At 46.8% G+C, this 17,265-nt stretch carries 13 protein-coding genes; 11 read left to right on the forward strand and 2 right to left on the reverse strand.

All coding sequences use genetic code 11. The features are described from left to right. The first annotated feature begins 110 nt into the window (after window positions 1-110). The 5 genes from MHB71_RS25750 (at window position 111) to MHB71_RS25770 (ending at window position 6,832) form a co-directional block, all read left to right on the forward strand. Entirely contained in the window at window positions 111-2,219 is a 2,109-nt protein-coding gene (locus MHB71_RS25750) for a TerD family protein (RefSeq protein WP_340028021.1), read from the forward strand. 169 nt (window positions 2,220-2,388) lie between these two features. Beyond that, a complete protein-coding gene (locus MHB71_RS25755) occupies window positions 2,389-3,261 on the forward strand; it encodes an AraC family transcriptional regulator (protein ID WP_340028022.1) in 873 nt (290 codons plus the stop codon). A gap of 352 nt (window positions 3,262-3,613) precedes the next feature. Next, window positions 3,614-5,239, forward strand: coding sequence for a rhamnogalacturonan lyase B N-terminal domain-containing protein (locus MHB71_RS25760; protein ID WP_340028023.1), 1,626 nt, complete (start codon window positions 3,614-3,616; stop codon window positions 5,237-5,239). Window positions 5,240-5,453: 214 nt separating this feature from the next. After that, window positions 5,454-6,404, forward strand: a complete 951-nt coding sequence (locus tag MHB71_RS25765) for an SMI1/KNR4 family protein (protein ID WP_340028024.1) — start codon at window positions 5,454-5,456, stop codon at window positions 6,402-6,404. Between the two features lie 53 nt (window positions 6,405-6,457). Next, window positions 6,458-6,832: a helix-turn-helix domain-containing protein gene (locus MHB71_RS25770; protein WP_036671801.1), complete on the forward strand. Its 375-nt coding sequence runs from the start codon at window positions 6,458-6,460 to the stop codon at window positions 6,830-6,832. A 60-nt stretch (window positions 6,833-6,892) separates the two neighbouring features. On the opposite strand, the gene MHB71_RS25775 is transcribed toward MHB71_RS25770, so the two are convergent. Together MHB71_RS25775 and MHB71_RS25780 are read right to left on the reverse strand one after the other, a co-directional pair. Then, window positions 6,893-7,963 (reverse strand): SDR family oxidoreductase, encoded by a 1,071-nt coding sequence (locus MHB71_RS25775; RefSeq protein WP_340028025.1) that lies wholly within the window; start codon window positions 7,961-7,963, stop codon window positions 6,893-6,895. 248 nt (window positions 7,964-8,211) lie between these two features. After that, on the reverse strand, window positions 8,212-8,709 hold the full coding sequence (locus MHB71_RS25780; RefSeq protein WP_340028026.1) for a DinB family protein: 498 nt from the start codon (window positions 8,707-8,709) through the stop codon (window positions 8,212-8,214). A gap of 175 nt (window positions 8,710-8,884) precedes the next feature. Between MHB71_RS25780 and MHB71_RS25785 the strand changes: the two genes are divergently transcribed. The 6 genes from MHB71_RS25785 (at window position 8,885) to MHB71_RS25810 (ending at window position 17,161) form a co-directional block, all read left to right on the forward strand. Further along, the gene (locus MHB71_RS25785; protein ID WP_340028027.1) at window positions 8,885-10,042 is read left to right on the forward strand and encodes a response regulator; all 1,158 of its coding nucleotides are present in this window, start codon (window positions 8,885-8,887) and stop codon (window positions 10,040-10,042) included. Window positions 10,043-10,045: 3 nt separating this feature from the next. Further along, the gene (locus tag MHB71_RS25790; RefSeq protein ID WP_340028028.1) at window positions 10,046-13,183 is read left to right on the forward strand and encodes an ATP-binding protein; all 3,138 of its coding nucleotides are present in this window, start codon (window positions 10,046-10,048) and stop codon (window positions 13,181-13,183) included. Between the two features lie 168 nt (window positions 13,184-13,351). After that, on the forward strand, window positions 13,352-14,671 hold the full coding sequence (locus tag MHB71_RS25795) for an ATP-binding protein (protein WP_340028029.1): 1,320 nt from the start codon (window positions 13,352-13,354) through the stop codon (window positions 14,669-14,671). Next, a complete protein-coding gene (locus MHB71_RS25800; RefSeq protein ID WP_036611750.1) occupies window positions 14,643-15,536 on the forward strand; it encodes a response regulator in 894 nt (297 codons plus the stop codon). Before MHB71_RS25795 ends, MHB71_RS25800 begins: the two co-directional genes overlap by 29 nt. A gap of 67 nt (window positions 15,537-15,603) precedes the next feature. Continuing rightward, window positions 15,604-15,972 carry a DUF4180 domain-containing protein gene (locus tag MHB71_RS25805; RefSeq protein WP_036611747.1) on the forward strand — a complete coding sequence of 123 codons (369 nt, stop codon included), beginning with the start codon at window positions 15,604-15,606 and terminating at the stop codon, window positions 15,970-15,972. Window positions 15,973-16,036: 64 nt separating this feature from the next. After that, the gene (locus MHB71_RS25810) at window positions 16,037-17,161 is read left to right on the forward strand and encodes an SGNH/GDSL hydrolase family protein (protein WP_036611744.1); all 1,125 of its coding nucleotides are present in this window, start codon (window positions 16,037-16,039) and stop codon (window positions 17,159-17,161) included. Window positions 17,162-17,265: the final 104 nt, after the last annotated feature.

The raw sequence follows: 17,265 nt of genomic DNA on the forward strand, positions 1-17,265 counted from the left end.
CTCCTGAAGATTTTATTTCAGAGAGGAGGCGTCCAGGCTATCACATTCCTTCCTTCTAACCCTAACCTTTCACGTTATATAGGGATGTGGCTTTCCTGGACTCTTTTATCATGAACAATACAATCTATTTGCGCAGAGCGAACAAACTCATTATCGAATCAAACGAAGGGAAGCAACGGTTGCCTAATACACACCTGGCGACTGCCCTTAAAAATATCGAAGCACTCGGATACACATTCTCGGATGAGTTACTGCAGGCGATGCGGCAGCTGTCCAAGGAACAATTTGAAACAGTGTATCATCAACTCGTGGCTGATCTAAGAGTCATGGTCGGCGCACATGTGAAGTACACACCGATGTATGCAGGATTCCCGATGCAGGTGATGCAAGCGGATGAGGCCGAGTTATATCTCAATGCGATTATTCATTATCTGACCAACCTGACTGTGGTCTATCCGGATCAACCATCGGTGGAGAGAACGCCTTTGCTGGAGAAGACGGACTTGAAAGTCATTGGTTTGGGAAACCAGCAAGAATTCCAGACACTCATTCGTCAGATCATTGAAGCAAAAGGTTCCATCTCGGAAACAGACAAGGCCGATATCGACACGGTATTGGAGCATGCAGACCCGGAAGACGTGGATGCGCTATTACCCACTGAGATTCCGTTCAAAGAAAATGTGGGCTTTGTGGTCGCCTCGCTGTTGAAGCATGAAAAAGCGAACATCGACCGGATCGGTCCGTATTTCAAAACGGCAAGTGATGTCCTGCGTCTGGCTGTTGCCTGGTCCGATGGTGATGTTAGCCTCGCTGCGGCTTCTCCCTTCCGGAAATTCAAACGCCGCGAGAGACGCCTTTTGCTCGGATTATTGGAGCAGTGTGGCTCCATGACGGAGGATATGCTGCGATATAAAGATCGCTGGATTCGCCTTGGCGAAATTCTGCATCCTTCGGAATATAAGCTTCGGTATCCACGATGCGAAGAAGCCTTTGATATTTTGCGTAATAATAAGTCTTATTCGACCTTCAACGGAAGTGTGGAGCTTGCCTTCCAATATCGGAATGTATGGAGTCTGATCGATCTGTTGTCAAAGCGTCCAGGTGAATTCGCGAGAAGACTGGATCACTTGCTGCGGATGACCGAAGATGAAGCGTATGTACTGCTGGCATTTGGTGAGGTACTGGAGCAAGTATCTACCCCGGTGTTATTGCAGGTAAGACAGCATTTTGCCCACCGTAATGAACCGCAGGATCTGCGTGTCTTTTTCCCGAAAGGCAATGTAGCCAAAGCTTTTGCTGTTCCGAATGAGCTGACAGAGATCGATGAAGCCACGTGTCAGAATGTCGTGCAATTGTGCGAACAGGCATTGGTAGAGCGCTTCGCTGCCCTTGCCCCGCTCGGGAAGACTTATGTCGATCCGCAGCTTCATGATTATCTGGTGCCCTTTTCCCAGAGATCGGCGAGCAAGGCTCTGCATACTATCGTTCGTGGAAGCCGTGTGCCGATGGCAGAGGGTGATACCATTCGTTTCTTCAACTGGTGGAAAGAGGGGGACGTGGACGGAAAGTCTACAGGGCGCGTGGACATTGACTTGTCTGCGGTGATGTACGATAAGGACTGGAACTATGTGGAGCATATTTCCTATACGAATCTGCGATCCTCTAACTATAAGGCTGTCCATAGCGGAGATATCGTGACTGCACCTAACGGAGCAAGTGAGTTTATTGATCTGCATATTCCATCCATCGTGGCTTATGGTGGACGATATGTGGTGGCAACACTGCTTTCGTTCACCAGTCATCCGTATTGTGATCTGCCGGAATGTTTTGTAGGGTGGATGATGCGGAAGAAGCCGGGGTCTGGCGAGATTTTCGAACCGTCTACCGTAGCGAACAAAATCGATATTACCGCGGATACGCAGATTGCGATCCCCGTCATTATGGATCTGGTTGAACGCACCGTCATCTGGACAGACCTGGCGCTGACCAGATATCCGGACTACTACAATAACGTAGAGGGGAATCAGAAAGGTATCGTGCTGATGGGTAAAGCACTAACGAATTTACGCAAACCCGATCTGCACGACTTGTTCATGCTCCACGCCAAAGCTAGAGGAGAACTGGTGGATACAATAGATCAGGCGGATACAATCTATTCGGTCGATCAAGGTATTACACCCTATGATATCGAGCAGATTATGGCGGAGTATCTGGTTTGACCTGTTTGACTTGACTACTGGTGATATGTGAATATCAAAGTTAGAAAAGAGTAGCTGATGCTGCTCTTTTTTTCTGGTTTAAATGCAAAGAGCCTACAGAATGGTGCAGGTAATGTCGGATGCAAAGAGAATGACTTTGCTAAGCTTAAATTAACGTGGGAGGGATGATATGGATACGCTGAGGCGGTTAAATGAAGCCTTGAATTATATTGAGGAGCATCTGATGGATGTCGTGGACATGAAGGAGATTTCCCGGATTGCCTGCTGCTCGGAGTATCATTTTACACGCATGTTCTCTTTTCTTAGTGGTGTAACACTCTCGGAATATATTCGACGTCGCCGCTTGACATTTGCAGCCATGGAGTTAAGCCACAGTGACAGCAAAATCATTGATATTGCACTAAAGTACGGGTATACATCGCCGGATTCTTTCTCGCGTGCTTTTCAAAGCATGCATGGCACTACGCCCTCCGAAGCGCGTAACCATGGTCCATCCCTTAAAGCCTTCCCACGGATGACATTTCAACTGACCATTCAAGGAGGAAGCGAAATGAACTACCGTATTGAAGATAAAGAGGCGTTTCGAATCGTGGGTATTCGTAAAAGGGTGCCAATCGTATTCAACGGGGTAAATCCGGAGATCGCGGCGATGTACCAGAGCCTTACACTGGAATTGATTGATTCGATCAAGGGGGCATCAAACGTCCAACCTCTGGGCTTAATCAGTGCTTCAGCCCATTTCAGTGAGGGACGGATGGCGGAACAGGGAGAACTGGATCATTACATTGGTGCAGCTACGACAAAAGAGACGCCTGAAGGACTGGAACAGCTGGAAGTTCCTGCTTCGACGTGGGCTGTATTTACTGTCGTTGGCCCGTTTCCAGGCACGCTTCAGGAGGTGTGGGGCCGGATCTACGCGGAATGGTTTCCTTCATCGGACTATGAGCTGAGTGAGGGCCCGGAAATGTTATGGAATGAGCACAAGGATGTTACTGTAGAGCAATATAGAAGTGAGATATGGATACCTATTCGGAAGAGATGATACTGTCTCTAGCTTAGTATCTGCGGGCGCAGCTTTTTGAAGCTGCGTTTTTTGTTTTCAGAATTTGCTATCGGATATTCGAGCCGTTTTCATTGCAAATTTATGTAATATAATGGTATTATTTTATTGGAATTGTAAGAATACTTGTATGTAGAAGAGTGATTTAAGAAGGGGGTGGCGAGATCAGGTTTACATGAAGTGATGACTCTATTCTATACGCACGCAGACATAACATTCCATTGATTATGGACAGGCTCACATAGCAGACATATCGATATGAGACGGAAGTGTCAGTTATTATACATTATAATGTAAGCGCTTTATTAAATGAGTTCCAAGGAGGGAATTACTCATGACCAAAAGTATAGTGAGAAAGGCGCTTGGTTTGTTTTTAATCATCGTTATGATCGCAACAGCTGTTGTATACCCTGCATCTACTGGACACGCGGCAACCATTAATGTGACCGATAACGGCTCCAGAATTGAAGTAAACACCGGATCAGGATTAGTCTATGTGGTGAACAAAACCAATGGGGATATTATATCGGCCAAAATGAACGGTACGGAGCTGAACAGCAATAGAAGATCACATATCGGCTCAGGTTTGGGCTCCTCTGCCAATGTGACGTGGAATACCTCTCCTTCAGGATCAACCGTGTTAATCACGGTATCCACAAGCACACTAACTCACTATTATGCTTCACGTGGTGGGGAGAATATCATATACATGGCCACGCATATCACGGCTCAACCTTCGATCGGGGAGCTGCGATACATTTTCCGCGGTAATGGTAGTGTGTTGACAGGTGTTCCGGCGAATTCCAATAATCGAGGTAACACTGGAGCGATTGAAAGCCAGGATGTATTTGGTTTTTCGAACGGTCAGAGTGCCTCCAAATATTATGGTAATGATCAGGCCAAAGATTTATCCGTTCGTGGAGTTACGGGGAATGGCGTCGGTGTATTTATGGCCTACGGCAATCGGGAAAAAAGCTCTGGTGGTCCATTCTTCCGCGACATCCAGTTCCAAAGTGGAACAGAGACGGAAGTATATAACTATATGAACTCGGGACATGCACAGACGGAGAATTGGCGCCTGGGTCTACATGGGCCGTACGCTTTGATCTTTACAACGGGAGGTGCGCCAAGTGTACCCGATTTCAGCTGGATGTCTGGTCTGAATCTGCAGGGTTGGGTATCCAGTCGGGGGAACGTAGTGCTTAATGGCCTCTCCGGGATGGATACAGGATATGCTTACACAATTGGGTTCGCTAATAGCAATGCCCAGTATTGGGTGGGGACGTCTTCAAGTGGGGCGGCCGCCAAATACAGCATGATCCCGGGCACGTACACTATGACAGCTTATAAGGGAGAACTAGCCGTATATACGGAAACGGTTAATGTCACGGCAGGCCAAACGACGACTCTGAATACACGTACGATCAACAATGACCCGAGTAAAGCCTCTAACATCTGGCGAATCGGTAATTGGGATGGTACACCACGGGAGCTCCTGAATGGACAGACGATTCCGATCCGTCACCCTTCCGATAGTCGCAACCCAAGCTGGGGACCTGTCACCTATGCCACCGGTAGCGCGACCAATCGATTCCCGGCAATCCAGTTCCGTGGTCAGAATTCTCCAACCACAATAACGTTTAATTTGAATGCATCTCAAGCGGCATCTTCTCATACGCTCAACATCGGTATTACCGCAGCTTACAATAATGGCAGACCGAGTGTAACGGTTAATGGACATGCTTTAACCAATCCTGCTGCATCTTCACAGCCCAATTCTCGTAGCTTCACCATTGGTACGTATCGTGGGAACAACACAACCTTTAGCTGGAATGTTCCAGCATCCTACTTCGTGAATGGTTCCAATACCATCACGATTACGCCAATCAGCGGTTCAAGTGACTTGGGTAACTGGTTAAGTGCAGGCTGGGTCTACGATTGTGTTGAATTGCTGAATTGAATGAAGAATGCAATATAGTGGAAGGAATATAGGAGGTAGCCTGCCTGGTTTTCTTAACCAGGTTCAGGTTACCTCTTTTAGCTTTGTCATCGGAAATGAAAAGATATCGATTCATGAGATCCCTAAGGATTTTGCTTTGCTGGAGATGGTGATCCGGATAGTGGTATAATTTTCAATACGTAATCATGAGTGAATGAACGGGGAGGAAAAGAGAATGAGAGACGATCTGTTGGTTCAATTGCAAGAGTGGCATGAAGAAGATGAATTTCAGGAAATTGTAGATGCAATTCAGGCAATTCCTGTGGAAGAAAGAGATTATGAGCTGGTTAACCATTTGGGACGAGCGCTGAATAACTTGGAACAGTATGAAGAAGCGGTTGAACAATTCCTGACGGTTGCTAAAGAGGGCACAGGTGACCCACTCTGGCATTATCGGATTGGACTGGCTTATTATTATCTGGAGCAATATGCGCATGCGCTGCAGGCGTTTGAAAGAGCGGATGAATTGGACCCTGAGGATGAAGATACGCTGGAGTTTCTGGGATGGATTCGAAGCAAAATGGAGGAGCCGTCCGAATCTGAACCTGAAGTTGAAACGGATCCAGAGGCTGTTGGAGAATTCCATGTACCCGTTGACGTTGTAGCGACCTTTGAAGCGATTCCCAGACCGGAATCCGGCGAATTCTGGAACGATAGTGAGCAGGCACTGGAGCACTATGTGTCCAATCCGCCAAGTGATGGCCTCATTGATTCTGTTGAGGAGCAATTGGTGTTCCGACTGCCGGCTTCCTACATTGAGATGATGAAGCTACATAACGGTGGTATTCCGTACAATCGTTATTTCCCTGTGGCGAACACAGATACGGGAGCTACGAATTATGTTGAAATTGAAGGTATACTGGGCATTGGCCGTGAGAAGCCTTCCACACTAGCGGGTATTCAAGGCAGCTGGAATTTGATTGAACGTGAAGGTTATCCGGAGATTGGTGTCGTCATCGCGGTATCTCCTTCGGAGTCGGGGGTTGTCATGCTCGATTATCGTTCATTCGGTAATGATGGAGAACCTGAGGTCGTTTATGTGAAGAGGGAGAATCCCAAAGAGATCATTCCGCTGGCACCGAACTTTGAGACGTTTATCCAAGGGCTGATGACTCCAGAAGTCTAAAAAATCGACAGGGATTCTTTAAACTGTTGTGTGGAAGGGAGACAGAAGGTGATATGGAGGAACCGATCAAAGTATATAACACCGCAGTGGAAGCTTTTCTTGAAGTAATCGGGGGGAAGTGGAAGCCTGTTATTCTATTCCATCTTACCTTTGGCAAGAAACGTAATGGTGAGCTGATGAAACTGATCCCTGCGATCACTCAGAAAGTGTTGACTCAGCAACTTGGTGAACTAACGGAGGCGGGGGTTATTGTCCGTATTTCCCATCACCAGGTTCCGCCTAAAGTGGAGTATGAGTTAACAGCGTATGGATGGAGTCTTAAAGAGATTCTTCATCTGATGTGTAGGTGGGGCGATATACACGTGGAGAACGTATATGGTGATCGAGGAAAAATTCTGTTTAAGCCGCCAACTACTACTGACCGTTGAGCTACTTATATAAGCCGATTCTGGAATTCAGGAATCGGCTTATTATGCATTTTATTTACTTTACGGAAGGATCTTGCGATCACGCAGATTTCTGAAAATATCCGTAAACATAGTCTCAGTGTCGATGAAATCATGGAATCCGAAGCGTCGAGCTTTGGAACCATCTGCAAAGAAATCGTAATCCCATGAGAAGACAAAGTCACCAAATGCCCAGGAAGAGACATCATCATAAGGGGTGTTTACCAAACCATACTTTTCAATCATGGAATTCCAAAGGTCTTCTTTATCTGACATCACTGTTGCAAGTGAAAGGGGAAGTGGAGGTGCTGTTTCCAATTCAAAAAACGCAGCGATTTTGGGCCATAGTTCGTTCCAGCGAAACAGATCGCCATTGGTGATATTAAATGCCTGATTGGCACAGCGTGGTTCGGTTGCTGCCCATACGGTTGCATGAGCCAGCAATGTCGCATCAGTCATTTCAAGAAGCGAATGATATGCTCCTGGTTTCCCAGGGAATCGAAGGGGCAAGCCAAGTTCCTTGGAGATAGCAGCATACACGCCAATAACCATGGCAAGGTTCATTGGATTACCCAGGGCAAATCCACATACAACAGACGGGCGCAGGGCTGACCAGGTCCAACTGCTTCCGGGTTGCCGATCCTCGAGAAACTGTTGCTGATCGACATTGAATTCAGGGGGCATATGAAATGCGTCCGTTTCTTTGGCAGGTGTTTTGAATGGCCCCAGATGTGCACCGTACACTTTATAACCTTGCATTAGGCTAATATGTCGGAGATTTGGAGCGATCGGTTCGATGGTATTCACCACATTGACGAGCATCGCCAGGTTGGGCTGTACCAACTCGGCCCAAGTTGGGCGATCCTGATACGCGGCGTAGAAAATATGCGTAACGGCCGTTAAATGACCCAGTTTGTCTTGTGTGTCTGCTTCGTTCAGTAAATCAGCTGATATATAACGTAACCTAGGGGCATCTTCCCCTCCGCGGCGAGATACACCAATCACATTCCATTGCGGAAGTGTCATCAGATAATCAATAAGGTTTCTTCCAATGACGCCTCCAGCACCAATGACAAGTGCGGTGTAACGGGTAACGGATTGTTCGGGTTTCAATGGACATGCTCCTCTCTTCTTCTGTTCATATTGTGGGTCAGAAAAAGAAGGATGAGAAGTACGCACCTCAAAGTCATATACGTACTTTGAAGTAATATATGAGCCTAGTACAGGATATGAGCGTTATAATTTGCACTTCATTGGATGTTACTTGCCTATAACCACAAGAAGCTGTAAAAGGAACAATCGTCCTTTCACAGCTTCGGTGTGTCTGTATATTCGTTCAATAGATCTGTTGTAGATATCGTTTACGCCGGATATCCGCCACCTGGAGGCGGCCATGCGCCGTAGAAGCGACGTAGCAGAACAATCTCCCCTAGATGGTACGAGTTATGGGATGCGATATTGCGCAGAAGTCCTGCTTTAGTTTCACCCGGGAAATAGAGCAGTGGATCATCTAATTGTGCAGTTTCTGCAATGGCTACGGCTTGATCAACTCCATCCAAGAATGCCTGAATATCTGCCTTCCACGTCGCTTCGTCCTGTGGACCCTTCTCTTCAGGCCAGCTTTCACTCACGTTAGCAGGGAGATGTGGCTTGCGTCCTTCCAAGTGTTCGAGCATGAATTGCTGCCAATAATGCATATGCTTCACCAACTGATAGATCGTATATGGCATGGCATCGTGCGTACGAGCAGCAAGTGTGACATCGATATCGGGTAGAGCACGGGCGATGCGGATATGACCGCGTTCCCCCACTAGTGATTTGACAAGGGCTTGCGCAAAGCTTTGATTAACATCTGACATATGGAACCTTCCTCTCTTCCAAGACCGGATCTGATAACCTGTCTTCTATTTAGTATTATACAATTAAATTGCTATAAATTAAAAATGGATAACGAAGTACCCTCAATACTTAAAATGCCTATGATATAATAGTGAAAATAAATCTCAAGACCTCAGGGTCGAGGAGGAAGCTCCTGTGAAAGTGATATTGGTTGACGACGAACGTCTAGCGTTGATAGGCCTTCAAAAATCACTAGAAAAAGAAGTAAGCGGCATTGAAATTATCGCTACATATATGAATCCAACAGAGGCTGTGGCGGGTATTGTGGAGCACCGTCCTGATGTTGTATTTCTGGATATTCATATGCCGGAGATGGATGGTATGGATCTGGGAAGACAGATTCAGGCGGCAACACCGGGCACCGAAATTATATTTGTGACCAGTTACGATCAATATGCGGTGCATGCTTTCGAATTACAGGCTTTGGACTATGTGATGAAGCCCATCCAAAAGGATCGATTGAAGCAGACGGTGAGCCGCGTAAGAGAGAAACTGAGCGTAAAACGCGAGCAGCGGTCAAAGGATACAAACGTACCTTTAATTTGCTGTTTTAATCAGATTCAGTTTAAGCTTCCGGGAAAGGATATTCAGGTTGCCAAATGGCGTACAAGCAAGGCGCAGGAGCTGTTTGCATACTTGCTTCACCACCGGAACCAGGTCATCCATCGCAGTGTTCTGCTGGAGCTTCTGTGGCCGGGAATGGAAGAAGAGAAGACGACACACCAACTCTACACTGCAATGTATCATGTCCGCCAAACCCTGAAAACTTGCAATATGGATATGATCACGATTCAGAGTGGACACCTGGAGGCAGGTTATCGACTCGAATTGGGTGAGGCTCAGTTGGATAGTGAGCAGTGGGAACGGGAAATCAGGCAATGGAAAGTCGTAGACGCAAGTACCGTTCATGCCTATGAGCAAGCGCTTCATCTATATAAGGGTACCTATCTTGGCAATTATGAATACATGTGGGCTGAACCTGAGCGGGAAAGATTACGCTATCTGTGGCTGTATCATATGAGACAACTAAGTCTGTATTACCAGCAGCATGGGCTGGCGGAGAAAGTGGTCGAGAGTACACAACGTATCCAGCATATGCTTCCGGATGAAGAAGAAAGTTATTTTATGCTAATGAAGTTATATGATGAAATGCACAACGATCTCGGTGTGGAGGAGCAGTATCGTCTCTTAACCACCAGAATGGAGCAAGATTTGGAGATACCGATCAGTGAGGACATTACCGAATGGTATCAGGACTGGAAGCTCGGTTTAACCAAAGTCATGAAAAAATAATTAATGAAATTACTTCAAACGAAACGTATGGACCGTTACAAATATTTGTTCATCATGCTAATTATTTTTGGAGTGTTAATTGGCATGCGCTCGGTATGGTCTGAGCTATTCCACACAGTAGATGAGCATCGCGCCGTTAACGGGGTGCTTGATTTGAGAGATGTGGATCTGGATCAGTCCCCTGTCATGTACTTGAATGGGGAATGGGAACTTTACCCGGATGAGTTGCTGACCCAACAAGATATTGCGAAGAGGAATGGCGGTGCGAAGAGTGTTCAGGTCCCAGGAGACTGGGGGAGTGCACAGAATCAGGAACAAGAGAGTTCGTACGGTTACGGAACATATCGATTGCGCATTTTGACAGATCCACTTCAGACGCCGGTAACTTTCTGGTTCAAGGGAATCCGAAGTTCATCCGAGGTTGAGATGAATGGACACAACGACGGGGGTATGGGTGAGGTCTCCGCGGATGGCAGTACATATATACCCAGAAGCACTTCATATACAGCGACCTATGATCAGGAAGGAACAACCTCCATTGAACTATTGGTCCGTGTAGCCAATTACGACAGTCCGCATATGGGCGGAATTAGCAAACCTGTTCGCTTTGGTTCACAGGCAGCCGTTGATTTTTCGCGTTGGTATTCCATTGGTTTTCAGATGCTCACCTTTCTGGTTCTGCTCCTCCACGGCATGTATGCCTGTATTCTTTACGCATTTAATCGACAGGAACGTTCCTTGCTGGTTGGAGCCATATTAACTTTATCTGTTGGCATCACGGTTACGATGGGTCATGACAATATATTGATGTTATGGCTTCCAATTAATTATACTTGGGGCATTAAAATTCGATTGATCTCATTGTTACTGCAAAATGCTTGTATCCTTCTGTTATTCCAGAGATTAACGGTGGTTCATGTACGAAAGGCATGGCTAAAGTGGCATGTTGTAATGACCTTGATCTATACGGCCGTGATTGTGGTGGTGCCCATTCATATTACCTATGCCATGATCCATTACAACGTTATTAACCTGTTCTTTCTTGTATCCATGATCTGGTTTCTATACATCGTCGGAACGATGATCTTCAGGAAACAGGCGGACCGGGATATTGTTTTTCTGCTGCTTACTGCAGGAGGCATTATATCCAACCTGATATGGAGTGTGGTCGAGACAGCCAAAGATGTGACAACAGTCTATTATCCCATTGACATTATCTTTGCGATTACCGGCTTCTCCGCCTATTGGTTCAAGAAATACTTCAGGAATGTCAGGGAGAATATGAAGCTGAACACAGAACTGCAGAAGGGCGACAAAATTAAAGATCAATTCTTGGCGAATACATCACATGAACTGCGGACCCCGCTGCACGGGATCATTAACATCGCTCACAACGTGATCACCCGAGAGAAAAGCCGGTTGGATGAACGGAGCCTGGAGGATATGGAATTGCTGATTACGATCGGTCGACGGATGTCACATCTCCTTGGTGATCTACTGGATGTAGTCCGGCTGAAGGAGCACCGCATTGTGTTACGTCAGGGGCCTCTTTCCATACAGTCGGTTGTGCCTGGCGTTATCGCCATGCTGCAGTTCATGGCAGAACGAAAACCAGTCCGCCTTCATATGGAGATTCCGGAATCGTTCCCTCAGGTCATGGCTGATGAAGAAAGGCTTGTTCAGATTTTGTATAATCTACTGCATAACGCGCTCAAACATACAGAGGAAGGAACGATATCCGTAAGTGCCGAAATTCGTGAAGGACATGCTCTGATTCATGTGACGGATACAGGCATTGGCATGGATGAGGATACACGGATGCGTATTTTCCTCCCGTATGAACAAGGGTCGTATGGAATCAGTGATGGACAAGGCATCGGACTTGGACTGAACATCTGCAAAGAGCTCGTAGAACTGCACGGCGGGGCACTTACGGTTCGCTCGGAACTCGGAAAGGGCTCGGCATTCAGCTTCGATCTACCACTCGCGGATGAAGCCGCCGATCAGGCTCAGTCACAACTTCCCCTGATATGGGAACAGGCCGCCGAGATGATGGAAGATGCACCTAGTGGATTCCTGTTACCCCGCGAAGGTATGGGGGACGTGGAAGTCTTGGCGACAGCAGAGATGGCTCCGTTGTTAAAAGAGGGGAGAGCTACCATTCTGGCTGTCGATGATGATCCGGTGAATCTGGATGTGTTGGTCAGCATTCTTTCGACGGAACCATATGATATAACTACAGCAGGTTCGGGTCAGGAAGCGATGGAATTGCTCGGCACACGTCAGTGGGATCTGCTCATTACAGATGTGATGATGCCCAATATGTCCGGATATGAGTTAACCCAGAAGGTGAGGGAACAATTCTCGATGTCTGAGCTTCCTGTGTTGCTGTTGACGGCACGAAGTCAGCCGCCAGATATCTACACAGGGTTTGCATCGGGGGCCAATGATTATGTCACAAAGCCTGTAGATGCGGTGGAACTGAAATATCGGATACGTGCATTGACCATGCTAAATCAGTCTATCCAAGAGCGCCTGCGCATGGAGGCCGCTTATTTACAGGCTCAGATTCAGCCTCACTTCCTGTTTAATACGTTGAATTCACTTATGGTTTTAAGTGATATTGATACAGAGCATATGCGGAAGCTTGGCGATGCTTTTTCATCCTATTTACGGATCAGCTTCAACTATCTCAACACAGGGGAACTGGTGAAATTATCATATGAGCTGGAACTCGTTGAAGCCTATCTTTTTATTGAAAAAACACGATTTGAAGATCGATTGTCGGTGGTATTAAACGTAGAGCCGGACCTTCCGTTGCTTCTCCCGCCGCTATCAATTCAGCCTTTGATTGAAAATGCCGTCAGACACGGACTATTAAGCCGCAATGTAGGCGGTACGTTATGCCTATCCATTACTCGTCATGAGGGTTATACCCGTATTGAGGTGAAGGATAATGGCAAAGGCATCGAACCGGAGAAGGTTGCAGAGCTGCTACATGCTACGCCAGGTGGAAAAGGCGGAATAGGCATTGTGAATACAAACCGCAGATTGCTGCAACGGTATGGTCAGGGATTATCGATCGTAAGTGAGCCGGGTGAGGGCACGATGGTATCATTTGATATTCCGGATGAAATATAAGGAAAAGGCCGCAGAAGTGAAAACTTCCGGCCTTTTTGTTTTACTTGCGTGTTCATTCCCTAATTTTAATTATTTCTAATGCTTCTTTCATATGTTAGTATATTTAACATTAGAAGCGCGGGTTCCGGCATTGGGCGCTAAACGTTGTTATAGTGGGTGAAGAGATCGATGCGCAATTGGGTCAAAAATGAGAATGTGCAGATGACGGCCATTGCCTTTACCACTGCGGTAGGGGCGCAATTCAAGATAAATCCGTTCCGGGAAGATTACTTCCGAATCGGGCTGGGGGTTAGCATCTTTTTATTTCTGCTGATGATCATGCCACACTTGTCTTATGTGAAGACAGGAATCCTGACAGGTATCACGAATTTGCTGTTCCAGTCGGTAGATCTCATCAATCATGTACAGACGGTGTCTATACTGGAAAGCATGCGGGACAATCTGGGGGCAGGTGTGTATTATGTGGTCTTTGCCTATGGGCTTAGCAAATTCAAGCATCGATTCCATGAGATGCAGCCTCTTCTGCTCGGCGGGTTAATCACATGTATCGATTTCTCCTCTAATCTTGTTGAGCTGCTTTTTCGCGGAATGTTAAGCGGGACCAATATCTTTTATATGAAGGAATGGTTGTATCTTCTTGTGGTAGGTGGTCTGCGAAGTTACTTTGTGATTGGGCTATATAACAGCATTGCGGTGAGGCAGATGAGGCTCTTACATGCAGAGCAGGAGAAGCGGATGGAGCAGATGCTGAGTGTGAACTCGGGTCTGTATGGCGAGGTCTTTTACCTGAAGAAAGCGATGAATACGATCGAAGGCATTACAGCAGACAGCTATGATCTATATCGCGATCTCCGGGAGCAGGACTTGAACCAATATAGTCAGCGCACGCTGGGCATCGCTCAGCAGATTCATGAAGTAAAGAAGGATTCACAACGTATTCTAGCGGGTCTGCTGAAGCTGTATGATAATGAAAAAGCGGTCAACATGAGCCTATCTGAAGTACTGAACTTTGCCAGCAAAGCAAACCGAAAATATAGCGAAATGCTTCATAAGCAGGTCGAGATCGATATTGAACAACAGTATGATTGTGAGTCTCCGTATTACATTCCTCTTCTCACGGTAATGAATAACTTGATTGCCAATGCGGTAGAGGCGATTGAGCATGTCGGGACGGTCCGAATTCATGTATATGAGCAAGAAGATGACGTGCATTTCGTCGTGATGGACACTGGAAAAGGCGTACCTGAAGCCAAACGGGATGTTATTTTTGAACCAGGCTATACAACAAAGTTCAATGAAGTTGGCATTGCTGCGACGGGCATTGGCTTGTCCCATGTACGTGATATCGTTCAGTCGTTGGCGGGACAAATTAAGGTAGAGTCGGCGCCTCCGGGAGAGACAGGGACAACATTTGTTATAGCTATTCCCAAAATAAATCTGATCAAGGGGGCCGATGTCGATGACACTTTCTATCATGATCGTGGATGATGATGTGGTAAGTCGGAGCATGCTGCATGATATCATTGAATCCTGTGGTATCGGCGAGCTTGCGGGCATGGCTGAGGGCGGCATAGAAGGAGCACGCATGATCATGGATCTGCGTCCAGATGTGGTGCTGATTGATCTGCTGATGCCGGATCAGGACGGAATTGAGACGGTGGCGAAGCTGAAGCACGGGGGTTATACCGGGAAATTCATCATGATCTCTCAGGTGGAGAACAAAGAGATGGTAGGAGCGGCCTACCAGAACGGCATTGAATTCTTTATTCATAAACCGATTAATCGGGTGGAAGTGGAGCATGTGCTCAGCAAAGTGAATGACCAGTGGAAGTATGAACGATACGTGCTGGAGATCAAGCAGTCGATGGCTCGATTGAATCTGGTGGAAGCGCCGGCCCCTGCCCAAGGTCGTACGGTGCGAGATGCGGCAAGAAGCATTTTAATGGATCTGGGGATCATCGGAGAAAGTGGTAGCAAGGACATCATTGCGCTCATGGAGTATGCGATTGATCAGAAGCAGGTCGCGGAGTGGCCGCCACTGAAGGAGTCCTATGAAGCGGTGGCCCAGACGTACAAGTCCACGCCCAAAGACGTCGAGAAAGAGAGCAAGGCGATGGAACAGCGCATTCGCAGAACGGTAATTGCCGCGTTAACGAACATGGCCTCGATTGGACTCAACGATTATAGCAACCACAAGTTTGAGCATTATGCTCCCCTGTACTTCGACTTCCAGGATGTTCGAATGAAGATGAGAGCCATGGAAGAAGATCAGGCAGGCGACAAAGGCAAGGTTAATATCAAAAAGTTCCTGCATGTGTTCTATATGGAGACGCTTGAAAAGATGAATAATTGAACAACTGAATAACTGAGATATGTTATCTCTTAACCAAAAGCCGATGTCCAGAAGAGGAGAAAGTGAAATGAACATAACTATTGATCAACAAGGCAATTCCAAGGTCGCCATTATTGAAAGTGATGGCATCGTCATCAACAATGCTCAAGATGCACTGGATTTGATGGCTTCGGTAAGGTATAGCGATGATGCCGATAAGCTCATTATCGACAAATCGAACATCACGGAAGAGTTCTTCGAACTGAAAACCAAGCTTGCAGGCGAGATTTTGCAGAAATACGTGAACTATCATGTTAAGCTTGCTATTGTGGGAGATTTCGAAGGACATAACAGCAAGAGCCTGAGAGATTTCATCTATGAGTGCAACAATGGCAAGCATGTTTTCTTTTTGAAAAACAAAGAGGAAGCGCTTCAAAAGTTGCATAATATCAGTTAAGCGTACATCCGAGGCATGTAGAGAGCCTGCTTATAATCTGAGCCAAACGTAGGAGGTTTGCACCGTGATATCTAATGAGAATTTAAAGGTATATGCTCTGCCTGAGATCGGAAATCTTAAAGTGCATGGCAGAACAACTGGAGAGCGATCGCCGTTGACGTTATTTTGGACGGGGAGTGCAGTTGAACTCAATGTACAGGGCTCCGAACTATGGGTTGAAGTAGAGTCGCAGTATGACATGTATGAGTCATGGATCAGCATTCTGATCAATGGTGTTTCGGTGAGCAGACAGATGTTAACGGCGGGAAGGTACTGGGTCTGTGTATTCCGAGGTATGAACGCAGATGTGGTGAAGAATGTACGGATCGTCAAAGATGTTCAAGCGATGAGTGGTGACCCGGGTTGTGCCTTGCAGATTCATGCGGTGAAATCGGATGGAGCGTTCCTGCCTGTGCAGGAAAAACCGTACAAGATCGAGTTCATTGGTGACAGTATTACATCTGGCGAAGGTGCGATTGGAGCGAAAGCGGAGGAAGATTGGATTCCGATGTGGTTCAGCGCCATACATAATTATACGTTTATGACAGCAGAGGCATTGAATGCGGAGTATCGGGTCATCTCGCAAAGTGGCTGGGGTGTGCTGACAAGTTGGGATAATAATCCAAAGGGGAATATCCCCAAGTATTACGAACAGGTCTGTGGCTTGCTTACTGGTGAGCGTAACGAAGCGCTAGGCGCAGGAGATCAGCATGATTTTAGTTCCTGGCAGCCGGATGTGGTAGTCGTGAACCTGGGCAGCAATGATGGGGGTGCATTTCAGTCACCGGAGTGGAAAGACCCCGACACGGGCAAGGTGTACAAGCAGCGTTTGAACGAAGATGGTACGTATCATGAAGAGGATCTGACCGCTTTTGAGAAAGCAGTGGAGCAGTTCCTGTTCAAACTTCGGAAAAACAATCCGGATGCACAACTCGTATGGGCTTATGGCATGCTTGGTTTTCCCATGATGCCTGCCATCTACCGCGCGGTTGATGCGTATACAAAGGGGACAGGAGATCGTAAGGTCTCAATCATCCAGCTTCCTGATACAACCGAAGAGACGGTAGGTGCGCGCACCCATCCAGGCGAGTTATCTCACCGTAGGACGGCAGAGGTGTTAGCGGAATATATACGAGGAATGATAGGATAACTTGATACTTGATACTTGATACTTGATACATGGTAATGGAAAGACCACTCTTTCATGAACGGGTAGCCCAATGGTTAGATGGTGTCTAACTTTATGGTGTCCAT

It is taken from the genome of Paenibacillus sp. FSL H7-0940 (assembly GCF_037979415.1).
GTDB classification, from domain to species: Bacteria; Bacillota; Bacilli; order Paenibacillales; family Paenibacillaceae; genus Paenibacillus; species Paenibacillus amylolyticus.

Coding starts and splice junctions, on each gene's coding strand:
- MHB71_RS25780 (WP_340028026.1), bottom strand. CDS start 8,709: ATGTCAGATGTTAATCAAAGCTTTGCGCAAGCCCTTGTCAAATCACTA.
- MHB71_RS25760 (WP_340028023.1), top strand. CDS start 3,614: ATGACCAAAAGTATAGTGAGAAAGGCGCTTGGTTTGTTTTTAATCATC.
- MHB71_RS25800 (WP_036611750.1), top strand. CDS start 14,643: ATGACACTTTCTATCATGATCGTGGATGATGATGTGGTAAGTCGGAGC.
- MHB71_RS25755 (WP_340028022.1), top strand. CDS start 2,389: ATGGATACGCTGAGGCGGTTAAATGAAGCCTTGAATTATATTGAGGAG.
- MHB71_RS25790 (WP_340028028.1), top strand. CDS start 10,046: ATGAAATTACTTCAAACGAAACGTATGGACCGTTACAAATATTTGTTC.
- MHB71_RS25770 (WP_036671801.1), top strand. CDS start 6,458: ATGGAGGAACCGATCAAAGTATATAACACCGCAGTGGAAGCTTTTCTT.
- MHB71_RS25795 (WP_340028029.1), top strand. CDS start 13,352: ATGCGCAATTGGGTCAAAAATGAGAATGTGCAGATGACGGCCATTGCC.
- MHB71_RS25805 (WP_036611747.1), top strand. CDS start 15,604: ATGAACATAACTATTGATCAACAAGGCAATTCCAAGGTCGCCATTATT.
- MHB71_RS25750 (WP_340028021.1), top strand. CDS start 111: ATGAACAATACAATCTATTTGCGCAGAGCGAACAAACTCATTATCGAA.
- MHB71_RS25765 (WP_340028024.1), top strand. CDS start 5,454: ATGAGAGACGATCTGTTGGTTCAATTGCAAGAGTGGCATGAAGAAGAT.